The 16665-nt window shown below is 62.1% G+C and carries 14 protein-coding genes and 2 pseudogenes; 8 read left to right on the forward strand and 8 right to left on the reverse strand.

The features are described 5' to 3' along the window. Nucleotides 1-4 precede the first annotated feature (4 nt). Nucleotides 5-481 carry a hypothetical protein gene (locus IPK59_20770; protein ID MBK8161087.1) on the reverse strand — a complete coding sequence of 159 codons (477 nt, stop codon included), beginning with the start codon at nt 479-481 and terminating at the stop codon, nt 5-7. Nucleotides 482-761: 280 nt separating this feature from the next. On the opposite strand from IPK59_20770, the gene IPK59_20775 reads away from it, so the two are divergent. After that, the gene (locus IPK59_20775; GenBank protein ID MBK8161088.1) at nt 762-1040 is read left to right on the forward strand and encodes a hypothetical protein; all 279 of its coding nucleotides are present in this window, start codon (nt 762-764) and stop codon (nt 1038-1040) included. Between the two features lie 14 nt (nt 1041-1054). Here the strand turns inward: IPK59_20775 and IPK59_20780 are convergent, their stop codons facing one another. Then, entirely contained in the window at nt 1055-1561 is a 507-nt protein-coding gene (locus tag IPK59_20780) for an Lrp/AsnC family transcriptional regulator (GenBank protein ID MBK8161089.1), read from the reverse strand. Between the two features lie 354 nt (nt 1562-1915). Here IPK59_20780 and trxB point away from each other — a divergent pair. Both trxB and IPK59_20790 read left to right on the forward strand, forming a co-directional pair. Beyond that, nucleotides 1916-2883, forward strand: a pseudogene (gene trxB, locus IPK59_20785) (thioredoxin-disulfide reductase). A gap of 91 nt (nt 2884-2974) precedes the next feature. Further along, complete coding sequence (locus IPK59_20790) at nt 2975-3871, forward strand: LysR family transcriptional regulator (GenBank protein ID MBK8161090.1); 897 nt, start codon at nt 2975-2977, stop codon at nt 3869-3871. 6 nt (nt 3872-3877) lie between these two features. On the opposite strand, the gene IPK59_20795 is transcribed toward IPK59_20790, so the two are convergent. Beyond that, nucleotides 3878-4135: a YqaE/Pmp3 family membrane protein gene (locus IPK59_20795; GenBank protein ID MBK8161091.1), complete on the reverse strand. Its 258-nt coding sequence runs from the start codon at nt 4133-4135 to the stop codon at nt 3878-3880. A 730-nt stretch (nt 4136-4865) separates the two neighbouring features. Between IPK59_20795 and IPK59_20800 the strand changes: the two genes are divergently transcribed. Next, on the forward strand, nt 4866-5618 hold the full coding sequence (locus IPK59_20800; protein ID MBK8161092.1) for a DUF1194 domain-containing protein: 753 nt from the start codon (nt 4866-4868) through the stop codon (nt 5616-5618). A 66-nt stretch (nt 5619-5684) separates the two neighbouring features. Here the strand turns inward: IPK59_20800 and IPK59_20805 are convergent, their stop codons facing one another. Then, entirely contained in the window at nt 5685-6470 is a 786-nt protein-coding gene (locus tag IPK59_20805; protein MBK8161093.1) for a transporter substrate-binding domain-containing protein, read from the reverse strand. A gap of 332 nt (nt 6471-6802) precedes the next feature. Here IPK59_20805 and IPK59_20810 point away from each other — a divergent pair, with 332 nt between their 5' ends. Further along, nucleotides 6803-7972 (forward strand): MFS transporter, encoded by a 1170-nt coding sequence (locus IPK59_20810; protein MBK8161094.1) that lies wholly within the window; start codon nt 6803-6805, stop codon nt 7970-7972. On the opposite strand, the gene IPK59_20815 is transcribed toward IPK59_20810, so the two are convergent. After that, nucleotides 7969-10077: a HAMP domain-containing protein gene (locus IPK59_20815; GenBank protein MBK8161095.1), complete on the reverse strand. Its 2109-nt coding sequence runs from the start codon at nt 10075-10077 to the stop codon at nt 7969-7971. The genes IPK59_20810 and IPK59_20815 overlap by 4 nt on opposite strands. 279 nt (nt 10078-10356) lie before the next feature. On the opposite strand from IPK59_20815, the gene IPK59_20820 reads away from it, so the two are divergent. Next, entirely contained in the window at nt 10357-10872 is a 516-nt protein-coding gene (locus IPK59_20820) for a PAS domain-containing protein (GenBank protein MBK8161096.1), read from the forward strand. A gap of 13 nt (nt 10873-10885) precedes the next feature. Here the strand turns inward: IPK59_20820 and IPK59_20825 are convergent, their stop codons facing one another. Beyond that, a complete protein-coding gene (locus IPK59_20825; GenBank protein MBK8161097.1) occupies nt 10886-11569 on the reverse strand; it encodes a TetR/AcrR family transcriptional regulator in 684 nt (227 codons plus the stop codon). Nucleotides 11570-11783: 214 nt separating this feature from the next. Here IPK59_20825 and IPK59_20830 point away from each other — a divergent pair, with 214 nt between their 5' ends. Then, nucleotides 11784-12884: an HlyD family secretion protein gene (locus tag IPK59_20830; GenBank protein MBK8161098.1), complete on the forward strand. Its 1101-nt coding sequence runs from the start codon at nt 11784-11786 to the stop codon at nt 12882-12884. Nucleotides 12885-12966: 82 nt separating this feature from the next. Beyond that, nucleotides 12967-14507 (forward strand): annotated as a pseudogene (locus tag IPK59_20835) (DHA2 family efflux MFS transporter permease subunit). Here IPK59_20835 and guaD read toward each other — a convergent pair. Together guaD and IPK59_20845 are read right to left on the reverse strand one after the other, a co-directional pair. Then, nucleotides 14501-15802 (reverse strand): guanine deaminase, encoded by a 1302-nt coding sequence (gene guaD, locus IPK59_20840; protein MBK8161099.1) that lies wholly within the window; start codon nt 15800-15802, stop codon nt 14501-14503. The pseudogene IPK59_20835 and the gene guaD sit on opposite strands and share 7 nt — an antisense overlap. Nucleotides 15803-15894: 92 nt before the next feature. Then, on the reverse strand, nt 15895-16590 hold the full coding sequence (locus tag IPK59_20845) for a DUF2272 domain-containing protein (protein MBK8161100.1): 696 nt from the start codon (nt 16588-16590) through the stop codon (nt 15895-15897). Between the last annotated feature and the right edge of the window lie 75 nt (nt 16591-16665).

The raw sequence follows: 16665 nt of genomic DNA on the forward strand, positions 1-16665 counted from the left end.
CCGATCAGACGATCTCCGCCGCGCGCGCAATCTCGCCGCGCCACAGATAGATCGCCGCCAATGGCTCGGCACCACTTTGCGTGGCGTGGCCGCACAGGGGCGGGTGGTGGATGACGGCGCCCGCCTTGAGCTCGCGCCAGGAATCACCGGCGCGCCACCAGCGACCCGGCCCCAAAGGCAGATAGATCTCCTCGGCCGGATGCTGGTGGGGCGGATAAAGCGTCGCCGGTCCCAGCAGCAGCAAGCCCAGGCGCAAATTGACCGTGCGGACCGGTGCCTCGGGCCCGGCGCATTCGAGATAGCCGTAATTGTCGAGAAAGCCGGCGCTGGGCGGATTGGCGCGGTAGTTGGGATTTTGCCGCCAGCCGATATCGAGCTGGGCATCGAGCGTCGCCAGCGTCTGCCCGAGCGCATCGCCGCTGCCGGCAGCCGGCCAATAGCGCTGTACCGGCAGCAAGGCATTCCGCTCAACGCAGGGCATCAGCATCTCTCCGGGAAGATTCTCAAGCAGGGGCAAAAAGCCAACGGCTGACGAATGCCCGGACAAGCGGGCCGCAATGCCACTGACCAGCGAGCTCCAGATCGTCAAGGTTCTTCCCCCTCCCCTCTGCAGCGCTCGGATCAGCCGGACCAGGCTCCAGGCGACCGCGCATGACTGTGAACAGCATCACAAACCCAATACCCCCTCGCCGCCACTAATGAATCAAGTCGTGGAGACGGCGCCGCTGAAAGGCGCGCCAAGAGAGAGAGTGGAGCGTTTCATGGCAATGGCAATGGACATCATGGCTGACCCACGGGTGACGCGGTGCAGTGCCGGACCGGCCCTTGCTGCCTCGCTGGCAGCCCTGCCGCCGGCACCCAAGCGCAGCTGGGTGTTGCGTTTCGCCGATCTCTTTATCGACGGTTGCGACGTGAAACTGCTGCAGGGAATCGATTGCCATACACAGGCAGCCTTGCCCGACGGCAGCCTGGTCGATCTCGGCGCCATTTTTCGGGGCAACCAGCAACCGGCCGAGTTCGGCTTCGAGTATCGCGCCTGATCCCCCCGGAAAGGCTAGATATCTTCGCCTTTCGGCTCCTCGCCGCCCTCGACGTCGATCGGCACACCGGGCTGGTTCTTGCCGGTGCGGATGGCCAGCGCCGATTTGACGTGGCTGACATTGGGCGCCGCGGTGAGGCAGGTCGTCAGGAAGCGCTGATAGGAATCCCAGTCATGCGCCACGATTTTCAGCAGGAAATCGGTTTCGCCGGCCAGCATGTGGCATTCACGCACCTGCGGCCAGGTCAGGACCCGCGCCTCGAAGGCCTTGAGGTCGTTCTCGGCTTGGCTGGAAAGACCGACCTGGGCGAAGACAGTGACGCCAAAGCCCAAAGCCTCGGCATTGACGTCGGCATGGTAACCTTTGAGAAAGCCAGCTTTTTCAAGGGCGCGGACACGGCGCAGGCAAGGCGGGGCCGAGATCCCGGCGCGCTTGGCAAGGTCGACATTGGTCATGCGGCCATCGGCCTGCAGATCGGCCAGGATTTTCAGGTCGATCTTGTCGAGCTTTGCGCGCCGCATGTAACGATCCCCTCGATTCGAACCAGATGACGCAACTATATTGCAGGTAATTTCATTTCGCCAGTGCGAGATCAAGTTCCGGGTGTTCTGGCGTTTCGTGCGGTGAGGTGCCAGGGATCGATTTCTGAGATCGATAAAATCCGCCCTGTTCGATGCAGCCTTTAATGCCAATGACATAGCTCGAACTGGCGGAATTCCTATCGCTGACGGGCCGGTTTTTACCCGTATGCCACAATTGCATGGCTTGGATTCAAGGTCGCCCATCCCTATTCTTTAACAATCATATCGATTGCTGCCCGAGTCTGGCCCGGAAATGGGGCGGTTCGGCCGTCTTCACCCAAGGAACGACCTGTCATGCCCCAGGAAATCAAGACCAAGGCCCTCATCATCGGTTCCGGCCCCGCCGGCTATACCGCCGCGATCTACACCGCGCGCGCCAATCTGAAACCGATCCTGGTCCAGGGCATGCAGCCGGGCGGGCAGATGACCATCACCACCGATGTCGAGAATTTCCCCGGCTTTGCCGACGTCATCCAGGGTCCGTGGCTGATGGAGCAGATGCGCAAGCAGGCCGAGCATGTCGGCACGCGCACCATTTTCGACACCATCCTCGACATCGATTTCAGCCGGCGGCCGTTCCGCTGCACCGGCGATCCGGCGATGTCTATGTCGCTGAAACACTGATCATTGCGACCGGCGCCCAGGCGCGCTGGCTGGGGCTGGAGTCCGAGAAGAAATTCCAGGGATTCGGCGTCTCGGCCTGCGCTACCTGCGACGGTTTCTTCTTCCGCGAAAAGGAAGTCGTGATCGTCGGTGGCGGCAATACCGCGGTCGAAGAAGCGATCTATCTCACCAACCACGCCACCAAGGTGACGATGATCCATCGCCGCGATCATTTCCGCGCCGAGAAGATCATGCAGGATCGCTTGTTCCGAAACCCCAAGATCAACGTCGTGTGGAACAGCGTGGTCGAGGAAGTGCTGGGGGATACGGATCCCTTGGGCGTGACCGGCGTCAAGGTGAAGAACGTGCTGACCGGCGAGGTCACCACCATCCCCGCCGACGGCTTCTTCGTCGCCATCGGGCACAGCCCGGCCACCTCTCTCTTCAAGGGCAAGCTTGAGCTGGATGCGGAAGGCTACCTCATCACCAAGCCTGACAGCACGGCCACCAATGTACCGGGCGTTTTTGCCGCCGGCGACGTCAAGGACAAGGTGTTCCGCCAGGCGGTCACCGCCGCCGGCATGGGTTGCATGGCAGCGCTCGAAGCCGAGCGATTCATCGCCGCCCATGAACATGAGACCGCGCAAGCCGCGGAGTAGAACCGGCTGCCGCATCACCGGGGGTGCTGCGTAACGCTGTTGGAAAGGGGAGCTGGCATCGCAAAGCGGTGTCCAGCGAAGGCAGATGGCGATGGATTGGGACAAGCTGAGGATTTTTCATGCCGTGGCCGAAGCCGGCTCTTTCACGCATGCCGGTGAGGTGCTCAATCTCAGCCAGTCGGCGGTGTCGCGGCAGATATCGTCTCTGGAGGAGAGCCTCAATGTGGCGCTCTTCCACCGCCATGCCCGCGGACTCATCCTCACCGAGCAAGGCGAATTGCTCTATCGCACTGCCCATGAAGTATTCTCGAAACTCGCCATGGCGGAAGCGCAGCTGGCCGAATCGAAAGATCGGCCCAAGGGCCAGTTGAAGGTGACGGCGACCCAGGCCTTCGGCTCGTCCTGGCTCACTCCGGTGCTGCTCGAATTCATCGATCTATATCCCGATGTTGATGTGGATCTGGTGCTTGAGGATCGCGAGCTCGACCTCTCCATGCGCGAGGCCGACGTTGCCATCCGCATGGCGCCGCCGCGCCAGCCGGAGCTGATCCAGCGTCATCTGATGACGGTGCATCTCAATATCTATGCAGCGCCCTCCTATCTTAAGCGCCATGGCATTCCCAAGGTGCCGGAGGATATCGACCAGCACCGGGTGATCGTCTATGGCAACGACATGCGTCCGCCGGTCGAGGATATCGATTGGCTGCTGCGCGCCGGCACCAAGAAGGACAAGCCGCGCCGCCCGATCCTGAAGGTAAACTCGGTCTATGCCATCCTGCGCGCCGTGCAGAGTGGTCTCGGCCTTGCCAGCCTGCCGGAATTCATGGTGACGGAAGGGGCGAGCCTGGTCCGGGTGCTGCCCGAATTGCAAGGTCCGCGCATCGACGCCTATTTCGTCTATCCGGAAGAACTGCGGAATTCGAAGCGTATCCAGGTCTTCCGCGACTTCCTGCTGCGGAAGGTCGCCGAAGGCAAGATGCAGTCGTAAGACTGCCTAGTCCCGGCTGGACCGAACTCCCCCGGCCAGGAAGGCCGCTGTCCGCGCATTCTTCTTCACATCGTTGACCACGAAGATGGCGTGCAGCGCCGCGATCAGCCACAGCACGAATCCAGCCGAACCGCCGAACAACAGGCTCGCAAAGAAAGCGACCCATGCGAGCACATAAAGCAGCAGGTTGAAGACCGCCTGGAACACCTTCCCGTAGAGCAGGAGGGCCAGCGGCGGGAGGATCAGCGCAACAAGATAAATCATGGCGGGGCGAGGCTCCGGGACGGATCGATCCCTCTTAAATAGGGTCTCCGAACCACGGCGCAACCATTTCCCGCTTCACCAAGCTTGCTCGATAAAAAGGCTGTGCGGTGCAGCAAAATCAGGCATTTCTGCGCAGTCGCGACATAGGCGTCGCGAACCAAAAACTCTGCCGACTCGCTAGAGAATTCAGGAATGCCACAATGGGAGCGCTGTCAGAGACCCGCGAAAAGTGCAATCCCATGCCCTGCGGCGGATTGGCTCGCCCTTGGCTTCGGCACCGCAGCAATCTCCTAACTAATTGTGACAGATATGTTTTATTGGTATGCAACTGCTGCATGCCGCGTCTGTGAATTTGACTCTGGTAGGGTCCGCCGATTCCTCTATTCTGCGCCTATGCCGGGCAGCCACACTGTTGCAGTTTAGCAACATACGGAGCGTAACGTTCCCGACGGGGTTGATACGGTCATGATGGCGCCATATTTGGCAGACAGAGTGATCCGGTAAGCGAGTTTCGAAGCGATAGCTTCACACTGAATTCGGGCGCGATGCCCGGATGGGGTCTTCGGACCCTACGTCTCCCAGACGTAAAGCCTCCCTGTTTAACTTGCCGGGCCCTTGTGGCCCGGCGATTTTCTTTTGGGGCGCTGACAGGCCCCTTGGGTCTTCTCCCGGCACTGCACAAACAGCTCATTCGCGGTCACAATGGCGCTTCTTGAAAAGGGAGGGCGAGATGGCCGATTCCCAACTTCACATCAGGACCGCGGCGGCCCTGCTGTGTCTTGCCTGGCTGACCCCTGCCGCCAGTGCCCAGGACGCCGCGCCCCCGGTCGATCTCGCCCTGGTTCTGGCCGTCGATGCCTCGGGTAGCATCGATCCCGCCGAGTTCCAACTGCAGAAGGAAGGCATCGCCGCTGCCCTCCTCAGCGACGAGGTGCTGTCGGCCGTCCTGAGCGGACGCCATGACCGCATCGCGATCGCCCTGGTCGAATGGGGTAGTCCTGGCGGCGCCACCCTGGTCGTTGACTGGATGCTCATAGGCGACCGCGCCGGCGCTGAAGCATTTGCGGCAACCCTGCTGGCCGCACCGCGTTCGCAACAGAGCTACAATGCGCTTGGCGATGCCATCAGCCTCGCGACCGCGCTGCTCGGCGCCTGCCCCTGCCAGCCGACGCGGCGCGTGATCGATATATCAGGCGACAATCCGGACAACCGCAGCCAGCTTCCGGCCCCGCTCGCCCGGGATGCGGCCGTCGCTGCCGGCATCACGGTGAATGCCCTGGCCATCCTCAACAGCGACCTCCTCGGTCCCAGCGGCCGGCCCTATCTGGTCGAACGCTATGAAAGTGATGTGATCGGCGGCTTCGGCGCCTTCGTTGCCACGGCCCACACGCGGGCAGATTTCGCCCGTGCGCTGCGGCAAAAGATGATTCTGGAAATTGCCGGCACCAAATCGCCCGATGTGACCGCGGCCGAACTCGACTGAGTTATGCGGCAGGCGGCAGGCGGTATTCAACAGGCGGGCAGCATGGCTGGGTAAAATCTGTTGCGCTTATTGCGCCTGCCAGAGCTGGATGGCATCGGCAATCAATCGGTCCATGACCTTCTCTTCGGCGAACCGGTTCATCGCCTCCGCGATCATGCCGCGCAGGGCGCCGCTGTTGCAGGCGGAGCGATGCGACAAGGTGAGATAGAGGTCCTCATTGCTGATCGAGTCAGGCGCTTCCATCAACCCGTCGATGCCGAGTTGGGCGGCAATGGCCCGTGCCGGCGCATCCTCATAGATGAGATAGTCGGCCCGCCTGTTTTCGACCATCCGCAACGCGTTCTCGAGCTTGGAGACCTCATCGATCGACAGGTTCTTCCTGGCATATTGATCGAATTCCTCGCCAAAGCTGTTGTTGATCACAGTGACGCCGCGATGGCCGACAAGATCCGACCTTTGGCGATACTTGACGGCGCTGTCGGGCATCGTGATGACGACCGAGCGTGTCGTCGCGATCGTAGGATGGATGTAGTCCATATAAGCCAGTCGCTCCGTCGTGAGGAACGCGCCGCTGATGAGGTCGATATGGCCGTTCTTCATTTCTTCCTGTACGCGCGCCCAGGAACCGATATAGCGAACTTCGATCGGGATGCCGATCTCGGCCGACAGCATCGCCATCAGCGCGGCATTGGCGCCGATCAACTGGCGCTCATTCTCTGGATTGCGCCAAAGGTAGGGTGGGTACTCCGGATTGCCCGACGCCACGAGCAACTTGCACGCCTCAGCGCGCGCGCCACCCATGCCGAGGCCGGGACAAAGGAGCGTCGTCATCGCCATGACAAAGGCGGCCATGTGACTCAGGATACGTGGTCTTGGATATGATCGCGCACACCCGGCCATTTTCGGTCCTTCTATCGCCGACACCCTTCGCCGACTGACAACATGCCGGCAGGATAGGAAACTCCCTAGCTCTCGGCAAACGATGATTGTAACCCACATGAGGCATGGACCAGATGAAGCGATGATTAATTGTGGGTCGGAGAACATCTATCCGGTCTGGGTAGCACTGCATTCATTGCACTGGCATGCCTCCCGGGTTTCAGGCAGTCTGCCGGCCTCGATCGATCGGCCATTGCTTCTGATGCGTCCCGGCCTCGAACGGTCAAAGGCTGCGGAGCGATTGCGTGACCCCTTCCCCGGACAATGACACCATCAACTGGCGCAATCTGATTGCCGCCTGCGCCGCGGTCTGCGTCTTCGCGTTCTCGCTGGGCGAGATGTTTCCCCTGCTCTCACTCAACATGGAAAGCTGGGGGGTCAGCGAGACACTGATCGGATTGAACACTGCAATGGCGCCGATCGGCATCCTGATTGCCGGGCTGATCATTCCGCGCCTGTCGCATGCCTTCGGCCCAAAACGCGTCGCCATCTTCATGGCGACGGCAACCGGTGTGCTGTTTCTGCTCTACCCCACATTTCCCACCTTGTGGGCCTGGTTCCCGATCCGCCTGCTGCAAGGGATCTTCGTCGCCACCCTGTTCGCGTTGAGCGAAGCCTGGGTCCTCAGCAACGCCACCGGTGCCTCGCGGGGACGCGTGGTTGGAATCTATGCGACCTGCATCTCCGCCACCTTCGGTGTCGGTGCGGCGGTTGCCGGCTGGACGGGGATCGAGGGCTATCTGCCCTTTGTCATCGGTGCCACGGTCCTGTTTCTCGCCACGATACCGATCTCGTTGGTCTCGAAGGATGTCGGTGGAACGGAAGACCATCCCCATGTCTCGATCTTCGCCTTCGCGCCCAAGGCCCCGCTGTTGCTGACCGCCGTCTGCGTCCATGCCATGTTCGATGGCGGGATGCTGGGGCTGTTGCCGGTTTATGCACGCGACATGGAGATGAGCAAGGAAGCGGCCGCCTATACCATCACCGCCTTGTCGCTGGGCAATGTCTTCTTCCAGATCCCGATCGGCTGGATCGCCGATCGCACGTCGAAGCGCAAGACGATGATCGCCTGCTTCATCGTGACCGCCCTGGGTCTCGCCGCACTGCCTTTTGCCATCACGACGATCTGGCTCTGGCCGTTGATGCTGGTGACGGGTGCTGCCGGATTTGGAATCTATACGGTCAGCCTGTCGGAACTCGGCGATCGCTTTCGCGGCGCCGATCTCATCGCCGGCACATCGGCCTTTTCCACCGTCTGGGGCCTGGGCGCATTGGTCGGGTCGATTGTGTGCGGTCTGGCCATGGATCTGTTCGGACCCCATGGGTTCCCGGGCATCCTGCTGGCGTTCTTCATCGCCTTCATTCTGATCCAGGCCCTGCGCAGCTTCCGCCAGTCTCGGCGCGCAGCCGTCTAGGCACTCTTGACGCCTTCCAGGAAGTGCTGCACGTGACGGCGCAGCTCGTCCGATTTATCGGTGAGTTCGCGCGCCGCATCGAGCACCTGTTTGGCCGCGACCCCGGTCATGTCCGCTGCCTGGTTGACCCCGGTGATGTTCTCATTGACCTGGTTGGTGCCGTCGGCCGCTTCCTGGACATTGCGCGCGATCTCCTGTGTCGCAGCCCCCTGCTCGACCACGGCCGAGGCGATTGAGCCCACGATCTCATTGATGCGCGTGACGGTGCCGGCGATGGTGCGGATCGCTTCCACAGCCTCTGACGTCGCTGTTTGCACTGCGGAGATCTGGCCGGCGATCTCGTCGGTCGCATTGCCGGTCTGGGTCGCGAGGTTCTTCACCTCGGATGCCACGATCGCGAAGCCACGGCCGGCGTCCCCGGCGCGCGCTGCCTCAATCGTGGCATTGAGCGCCAGCAGGTTTGTCTGGCCGGCAATATTGTTGATCAATTGCACCACGGCACCGATCTTGTCGGCCGCACTGTAGAGCCCTTCGACCAGTTGATTGGTCGAGTTGGCCTGACTTGCCGCTTCACCGGCAATGCGCGAACATTCGTTGACCTGACGCGAGATCTCCGAGACCGAGGCATTGAGTTCCTCGGTGGCCGAGGCCACTGTCTGGACATTCGACGTCGCCTCGGCCGAGGCGGTGGCGACAGCCCCGGCACGGACCGCGGTGTCGCTGGCTGTTTCCGTCATCGAATTGGCGGTGCCCTGCATGCGCTCGGTGGCGTTGGCGACGGTAGCAAGGACCTCGCGCACGGCGGTCTCGAAATGATCGGTGAGGTGGTTGATCTTCTTTACCCGCGCCTCGCGCCGCGCCTGGGAGGCCGCTTCCTTTTCGGCGAGATCGCGGGCCTGGATCATGCCGTCCTTGAACACGCTGACCGCCTGCGCCATGGCGCCGATCTCGTTGCGCAATTCGGTATCAGGCACGGCAACATCGAGATTGCCGCGCGAGAGTTCGCCCATCACGCCGGTCATGCGCCCGATCGGCCGGGAGGTGACACGGATGATCCAGACGGCGATGCCGAAGGCGGCGCCAAGGCCGATCACCAGCAGCACGATCATCACCATCTGCAAATTCCTGGCAGCGGCAATGGCGCTCTCGCCGTCGCTGGCCAACAGCAGGGCCTGGCGATCGACCAGACCACCGCGGCGCACCCCGTCATCGCCGCGCGGTCCACTCAGGAGATCGAGAATTTCATTGGCTTGCGGCGTGACGACACCGTTGAGCTGTTCCTGCGCAAGGTTCCAGCTCGGCGATTTGCGAATCTCGATCATCTGCCCCGGCAACGGCGTGAATTTCTCATGATTGACGACCAGCGTCTTGTAGGAGGATTTCTGCCCGACCGTGAACAAGGCCGTCATCTTTTCCAGAGTCTTCAGCCGGCTGCTGGTCACCTTCCAGTTTTTGTCGAAATCCTTCTGGAACTGCTCGTTGCCGGTCATCACCATGGCGCGCAGGCTCGCCTGGGCAAGCGAGAAGGCATTGCGCAGGTCCGAAAGCGCAATCAGCAGTTCCTTGCGCTCTTCGGTGGCGGGTTGCGCAAACTCCTCATTCATCATGCCAGAGACGCTTTTGAGGATGGTCGAGATCAGCTTTTCGCCCTGCTCGTTCAGCATCTTCAGGGCCGGCTGCTCGTCCTTGCTGTTGGCAAGCAATTCGGCCTTGTCCTGCGATGCAGCAAAGCTCGCCAGCAATTCCTTGATCGTCGACCAGTCTTCAAGATCGCGGGGATCCCGCCAATGGGCGGCAAGCGCGTCGATCTGCTGGATGTTGGCCCCGATCTGGGTCCAGACATCGGCCCGGTCGTGCTTGAAGGTTTCGGTACCGCTCAGCATCCAGTCGCGCAAGGCGGTGAGGGAGCCCTGCACATTGGCCACCAGGGCGTTCCCGGCCGTGGTCATCGGCAGCCGTTCGGCCACCATACGCTGGGTAATGTCGGCATTGCCGCGGACCTGCCAGAAATTGACGGCGATCACCACGACCAGCAGGGCGGACACGCTGCTGAAGCCGACCAGCAGCCATGTCTTGATGCGGAAATTTGCCAGCCAATCGAACATCAAGCCCAACCCTCATTCCTGGAAGTGATCTGAGGGCGGCAGCGTAATGGGAAATTATTAACAGAAGAAAAGTGCGCGCTGCCCCCAGGCGCTCGCGCAGAATCGCCTTGAACCATCGAGGACTCTCGCCTGAAAGCGCCCCAAGCGTGGCACCTCGCCGACGCAGGGGCCGCCAATAGTTACCATATTATAAGATACGCACACCATTGTGGATGATCGGATTTGATCCGGCCGGGCGCAGGGGCCGTATCAGTTCGAAACAGAATAAGGGTCAGATCCGTGTCACTCGTCCATTTCGCCCAATCGGTGCGCCAGCATCGTGATATCCCCCTGAATGAGATCAATCGATATCCCGACCTCGCCACCGCGTTGCATTGCTGGCAGCAAACAGGTGACCAGGGTATCCCGCGCGAGGTCGACCCGCTGTCATTGCCGAGGGCCTTGCTGCCCTATGTCATGCTGCTCGATCTGGAGGAAAATCCCTCGCGGTTGCGCGTACGCCTCGCCGGCACGCAGGTCTGTGAGAAATACGGCGCAGAATTGAAAGGCCTCACCACCGACGACTTCTTTTCCCCGCAAGATGCCCAGTGCGTGGTCGACGCCGCGCTGAAGGTGGCGCATTTCGGGATACCGAGCCTGGCCGAACGCCAATACGTCAATCTCGACGGGGGTCTGTGGTCCTATGTTCGGTTGATCGCCCCGCTGTCGCGGGACGGCACGAAGATCGACGGATTCTTCAAAGTGCTTGACCCTGCCACGCTCTACAACGACGCGGCCGTGCTGGCTGCGGAATGAACATTACCCAGCCTTATCCGGCCTTTGTGGCGCCCGCCCCGTAGCTGCGCAGGAACACCTCTACAGCGCCATCGATCACGGTGTCAGTGTCGAGCAGGTCCGGGTCGTCCTTGAGGCCGAGCAGGACCTGCATGTAGAGCGGGCCACGAACCATCGAGCAGAACTGCTCCGAGGCCAGGCGTGGATTGTCGATCTTCAACAAACCTTGCGCGACAGCGTCCGTCAGGTACTGCGTAAGCAAGCGCTTGAAGGTGCGCGGGCCGGTTTCGTAATAGCGCCGGGCGAGATCGGGAAAGCGTGGCCCTTCCGCGACGATCACGCGGTAGATCGCCATGGTGCGGGGTGCCATCAGGAAACCCGCGATGCTGCGGCCGACGCGCGTGAGCGCACTGCGCATGTCCGGCGCATCGCGTACTTCCGGCATGACGTTCTCGGCATAGGAGAGGCAGGCCGCCCGCACGATGGCAACGAACAACTGCTCCTTGCTCTGGAAATGGGCATAGACGGTGGCCTTGGAGACACCGGCGGTTTTTGCCACCTGGTCCATGCTGACTGCGCCAAAACCCTGCTCGGTGAAGAGCTTGCTGCCCGCCTCCATCACCTGCGCGGCCTTGGCCGGCATTTCCTCGCCCGTTTCTGGATCCACAACATGCTGAAAGCAATTGCTGGTGGGATCAGCGTTGGCTGACTCGTCCATTTTCTCTATTGATTTCAGGATAGTATTCATAGGGTCCAGCGATTTGGCTAGAGTGACAGGGAATTAGACTGATCCGTTTAGTTTACCCTTGACATATGGCCAGGGGCAAGCCAATTTCAAGCTCAATTGAACTGAACAGTTCAGTCCAGATTCGCCGCCCCGGCGTTTTTCAACGTTCCGGTGGCCGGCCAAGATTAGAATGAGGAGTTACATCATGCGCAAGCTGATCCTGCGTTCCGTCGTCAGCCTCGCCGCCCTCGCGGCCGTTTCTGGCGGCTGGTATTGGTGGCAGACCGCGCGCTTCCTGGAAAAGACCGACAACGCCTATGTCGAGGGCGACATTTCCATCATCAGCCCGCGGATCGAGGGCTATGTCGCCCATGTGGCGGTCGGCGACAATCAGGCGATTCGCGCCGGTGACGTGCTGCTCACGATCGAGGATTCGGATTTCCGGGCGCATGTCGCACAGGCCGCGGCGAATGTCGCCGGGACCGAGGCCAGCCTGATCACCATCGACAGCCAGATCACCTATCAGAATGCGCGTATCGCCCAGATGGTGGCGTCGCAGCGGTCGGCCGAGGCCGAGCTCAACCGCGCGCACCAGACCTATAACCGCTACAAGAAGCTGGTGGCCGACAAGATTGTCGGCACCCAGGAAATGGACGACGCCACGGCCGTGAAATTGAAGGCCGAGGCCGAATCGTCGCGCATCGCCGCCGAGCTCGTCGCGGAACGCGCCCAGATCGGCGTGCTGGAAGCCAACCGCGCCGAGGCCATCGCCAAGGTCGCCGAAGCCAAGGCCGAACTGCTGCTGGCCCAGAACGATCTCGACAAGACCGTGATCCTGGCACCCATTGACGGCGTCATCGGCAATCGCGCGGTGCGCGTCGGCCAGTTCGTCAGCCCCGGCACGCAGCTCCTCTCGCTGGTGCCCAATGACGTCCATGTCGTTGCCAATTTCAAGGAAACCCAGATCGGCCATATGCAGCCGGGGCAGAAGGTCTCGGTCGAGATCGACGCCTTCCCCGGCCAGGTGCTGACTGGCACCCTGGAGAGCCTCTCACCGGCCTCCGGCGCCGAGTTCAGCCTGCTGCCGGCCGAGAACGCCACCGGCAATTTCACCAAGATCGTGCAGCGCGTGCCCGTGCGCATCGCCTTGCCTGAGAACTCGCCGCTCCATGGCCTGCTGCGGCCGGGCCTTTCGGTCGAGGTCGCCGTCGACACCGCCTCGACCGCCGACCCGGCCCTGGCCAGTGCCGGCGGCTGGCTGTTCGGTGCGGCCAATGCGGCGCCGGACGTCAAGCAAGGCGACTGATACCGCCCGACCCGCAAAATTTCATCGGCCAGACGTCGAGATGACTCGCCGCCCCTAGGGGCCGGCGACAGGAGTGTTTCCCATGCCCGAGCGGGCTCTTACCATGCGCGACTGGATCGGCTTCATGACCATGGTCGTGGGCATGTTCATGGCGATCCTCGATATCCAGATCGTCGCCAGCTCGATCAGCGATATCCAGGCGGGCCTGGCGGCCAGCGCTGACGAGGCAAGCTGGATCCAGACGTCCTACCTCATCGCCGAAGTGGTGATGATTCCGCTCTCCGGCTTTCTCACGCGCCTCTTGTCGACGCGCGTGCTGTTCACGATCTCCGCGGCTGGCTTCACCCTCACCAGCGTGCTGTGTGCCCTGGCCTGGGACATCAACTCGATGATCGTGTTCCGGGCCCTCCAGGGCTTCATCGGCGGGGCCATGATTCCCACCGTGTTCGCCGCTGCCTACACGGTCTTCCCGCCATCGAGGCGCAACATGCTCTCGGTGCTGATGGGCCTGGTTGCGACCATGGCGCCGACCCTGGGTCCGACCCTGGGCGGCTATATCACCGAGATTTCCAGTTGGCATTGGCTGTTCCTGGCCAATCTGTTGCCGGGCGCATTGGTTACCATCTCGGTCTGGCTGCTGGTCGATTTCGACAAGCCGGACTGGTCCCTGCTGCCGGGGTTTGACTATATCGGCCTGGCCTTCATGGCGGTGTTCCTGGGGTCCCTGGAATTCGTGCTGGAAGAGGGCCCCGCGATGACTGGTTCGACGACCACACCATCGCAACCTTCGCCGTCATCACAATGGTGGCCGGCATTTTCTTTCTGTGGCGCGTGCTGCGTTATCACCAGCCGATCGTCGATATCCGTGCCTTCGCGAACCGCAATTTTCTTATTGGCTCCACCTTCAGTTTCATCATCGGCATCGGCCTCTATGGCTCGACCTATCTGATGCCGCTGTTCCTCGGTCGCGTCCGCGGATACAGCGCGCTCGACATCGGCACGGTCATGTTCGTGACCGGCGCTTTCCAGTTCATGTCGGCACCGATCGCCGGGCGCCTTGCCAGCGTGCTCGATCCCCGGGTGATGCTGGCTTTCGGCCTCGCTTTGTTCGGCGCCGGCGCCTATGCCCAGTCGCTGATGACCGCGGAATGGGGTTTCGCCGAATTCTTCCTGCCGCAGGCCCTGCGTGGCTTCGCGCTGATGTTCCTGTTCATCCCGATCAATGCGGCAGCACTCGGTACCTTGCCGCCGGAGCGCATCAAGAATGCGAGCGGCCTCTACAATCCGATGCGCAATCTGGGCGGCGCCATCGGTCTTGCCGCCATCAACACCGTGCTCAACGACCGCATGGCCCTGCATTGGACCCGCCTGGTCGAGGGGCTGCCGGCAGGCGATCCCGTCGTGCAGAACTTCCTGACCAATGCACGGGCGGGCATGTCGGGGGCGATGGGAGCTGCCAGCGACAATGCCGCCATCAAACTGCTGGCCAACACCGTCTACCAGCAGGCGGAGGTGCTGACCATGGCGGATGCGCAATACCTGCTGAGCGCCATCTTCATCTGCGGCCTGCTGCTGGTGCCGATGCTGCGGAAACCGCGCGCCGCCGTGGCCGCGGATCACTGAGCGCGTTGATAGGCCGGCTGCCCCATCACATATGTGGCGGCCACGACCCGGTCATCGCCCAGGATCATCAGGGCGAACAGCCGCTCGGCAAAGTCGCTGGCGATTTCGCTGCGATGCTTGAGAAGCGGAATGGCCGAGAAGTCGAGCACCGTGAAATCCGCTTCCTTCCCCGGCTGCAGATTGCCGATCCTGTCCTCAAGATAGAGGGCCTCGGCCCCGCCAAGCGTCGCCAGATAGAAACCGCGCCACGGGTTGAGGTTTTGACCCCTTAGCTGCAGCACCTTGTAACCTTCCGCCATGATCTCGAGCATCGAGAGCGAGGTGCCACCGCCGACATCGCTGGCGAGGCCAACGCGGGTGCCCGCCGCCTTCGCCTGTTCGAGGTCGAAAAGGCCGGAGCCGATGAAGAGATTCGAGCTGGGGCAGAAGGCGATCGCCGTGCCCGTTTCGCTCATGCGCGCCCGATCGGCATCGTCGATATGAATGGCATGGCCATAGATGGCACGCGGCCCCAGCAGGCCATGATGCTCATAGACATCAAGATAGGAGCGGCGGTCCGGGAACAGGTCGGCCACCCATTTGATCTCGTCCGCGTTCTCGGCAAGATGCGATTGCAAATGGAGGCCGGGAATCTCGTGAAACAGCCGCCCCGTCATCGCCAGTTGCTGTGGCGTCGATGTCGGCGCAAAGCGCGGCGTCAGCGCGTAAGTGAGCCGGCCCTTGCCGTGCCAGCGGTCGATAAGTTCGCGACAATCCGCCTCGGCTCCCGCGACATCGTCGCGGAGATAGTCCGGGCAGTTGCGATCCATCAGCACTTTTCCCGCCACCATGCGGAGATTGCGCGCCGCCGCTGCGGCGAAGAAGGTCTCGACCGACTGCTTGTGAATGGTGGGATAGACCGACGCCGTCGTGGTGCCGCTGGCCAGCAGGCGGTCGAGGAACATCTCCGCCATCCGCGCGCCATGCTCGCCACTCTCGAACCTGCGTTCCGCGGGAAAGGTGTAGCGGGTCAACCAGTCAAGCAATTGCGTGCCGTAGGAGGCGATCACATCGAGCTGCGCCGAATGCACATGGGCATCGACGAAGCCCGGGACGATCAGCTTGCCGCGGTAATCGATGATCTCGCCGCCGGCCGGCAGGGTGGCCTTGATAGCCGCGAAATCGCCGACGCGCAGCACATGGCCGCCTTCTACCAGCAGCCCGCCATCTTCGAACAGCTCCCACGCCGTAGCATCCGGGATGGCCCCCGGATCGCGCAGGAAATGCAGGATGGTGCCGCGAAAGAGAGATTGCATGTCGACCACCCTGGAATCACGTTCGCCCGAACCTACCCCAGAACGGCATGGGGGATTTTCAAGGAATGCGCAAGGCTGCTTGCGGCGGCTCTTTACGGATAGCGGTTCTCCAGCACCAGGAACCAGGGCCGGTCGTCATTGCCGGCAAGACGCCCGTCCGGCCCCAGGCGACGCTCCGACTTGGTGACCGAGTTGCGGACATTGCCGCCGATCGATTGCAGCATGCCGGGTTCAACCGTCACCACGATGTCGCAATGGAGTGTCGCACCCGGCGGTACCGCGTCAAATCGTTCGACCTTCTGTCCGGCCCGCGTCGCACAGATGAGGTCACCCGGCTGCGGTGCGTAGGCGTCCGGCGGATAGGCCCGCCAATGCCCCGAGCCGGCGGCAATGGCTGCACGCAGATAGCTGGCATGGGTGGCCGATGCCGGCATCTCCTGATCGGACACGCCGGCTTCCGCCATGACCCAGGAGATGAAGGCCGCCGACCAGGGCTTGTTGCCATCCAGGCCGGTCCAATCCTGGCCGACGCTGCGCCAGTACTTGGCGACCAATGCCGACCCCTTGCGCTCATCCTCCCAGACACCGACCGGATCGATGATCTCGTGACGGTCCGGCGCGCGGCGGACGATCTGGCCACCGAAGGCGCGCCATTCCTGTTCCGCGAGGCGAAGGATGCTGGCTCGGACAGACTCGCTGGGGGCAATGACGCGCGGCGGCACAGACGTGGCGCAGGCGGCGAGCAGCAGCGAGCAGATGAGGGTGGGGAGAAATCGGACGATTTGCATGGCGGTGAGGTCAATCCTGCAGCGGACATGCATTGAGCTTCAACAGCCGCTGCCCCACTATAGCGCCGCTGTGAA

The sequence above is a fragment of the Rhodospirillaceae bacterium genome (assembly GCA_016712715.1).
Taxonomy (GTDB): domain Bacteria; phylum Pseudomonadota; class Alphaproteobacteria; order Dongiales; family Dongiaceae; genus Dongia.

Coding starts and splice junctions, on each gene's coding strand:
- IPK59_20800 (MBK8161092.1), top strand. CDS start 4,866: ATGGCCGATTCCCAACTTCACATCAGGACCGCGGCGGCCCTGCTGTGT.
- IPK59_20775 (MBK8161088.1), top strand. CDS start 762: ATGGCAATGGCAATGGACATCATGGCTGACCCACGGGTGACGCGGTGC.
- IPK59_20845 (MBK8161100.1), bottom strand. CDS start 16,590: ATGCAAATCGTCCGATTTCTCCCCACCCTCATCTGCTCGCTGCTGCTC.
- IPK59_20770 (MBK8161087.1), bottom strand. CDS start 481: ATGCCCTGCGTTGAGCGGAATGCCTTGCTGCCGGTACAGCGCTATTGG.
- IPK59_20780 (MBK8161089.1), bottom strand. CDS start 1,561: ATGCGGCGCGCAAAGCTCGACAAGATCGACCTGAAAATCCTGGCCGAT.
- IPK59_20815 (MBK8161095.1), bottom strand. CDS start 10,077: ATGTTCGATTGGCTGGCAAATTTCCGCATCAAGACATGGCTGCTGGTC.
- guaD (MBK8161099.1), bottom strand. CDS start 15,802: ATGCAATCTCTCTTTCGCGGCACCATCCTGCATTTCCTGCGCGATCCG.
- IPK59_20790 (MBK8161090.1), top strand. CDS start 2,975: ATGGATTGGGACAAGCTGAGGATTTTTCATGCCGTGGCCGAAGCCGGC.
- IPK59_20830 (MBK8161098.1), top strand. CDS start 11,784: ATGCGCAAGCTGATCCTGCGTTCCGTCGTCAGCCTCGCCGCCCTCGCG.
- IPK59_20795 (MBK8161091.1), bottom strand. CDS start 4,135: ATGATTTATCTTGTTGCGCTGATCCTCCCGCCGCTGGCCCTCCTGCTC.
- IPK59_20805 (MBK8161093.1), bottom strand. CDS start 6,470: ATGGCCGCCTTTGTCATGGCGATGACGACGCTCCTTTGTCCCGGCCTC.
- IPK59_20825 (MBK8161097.1), bottom strand. CDS start 11,569: ATGGACGAGTCAGCCAACGCTGATCCCACCAGCAATTGCTTTCAGCAT.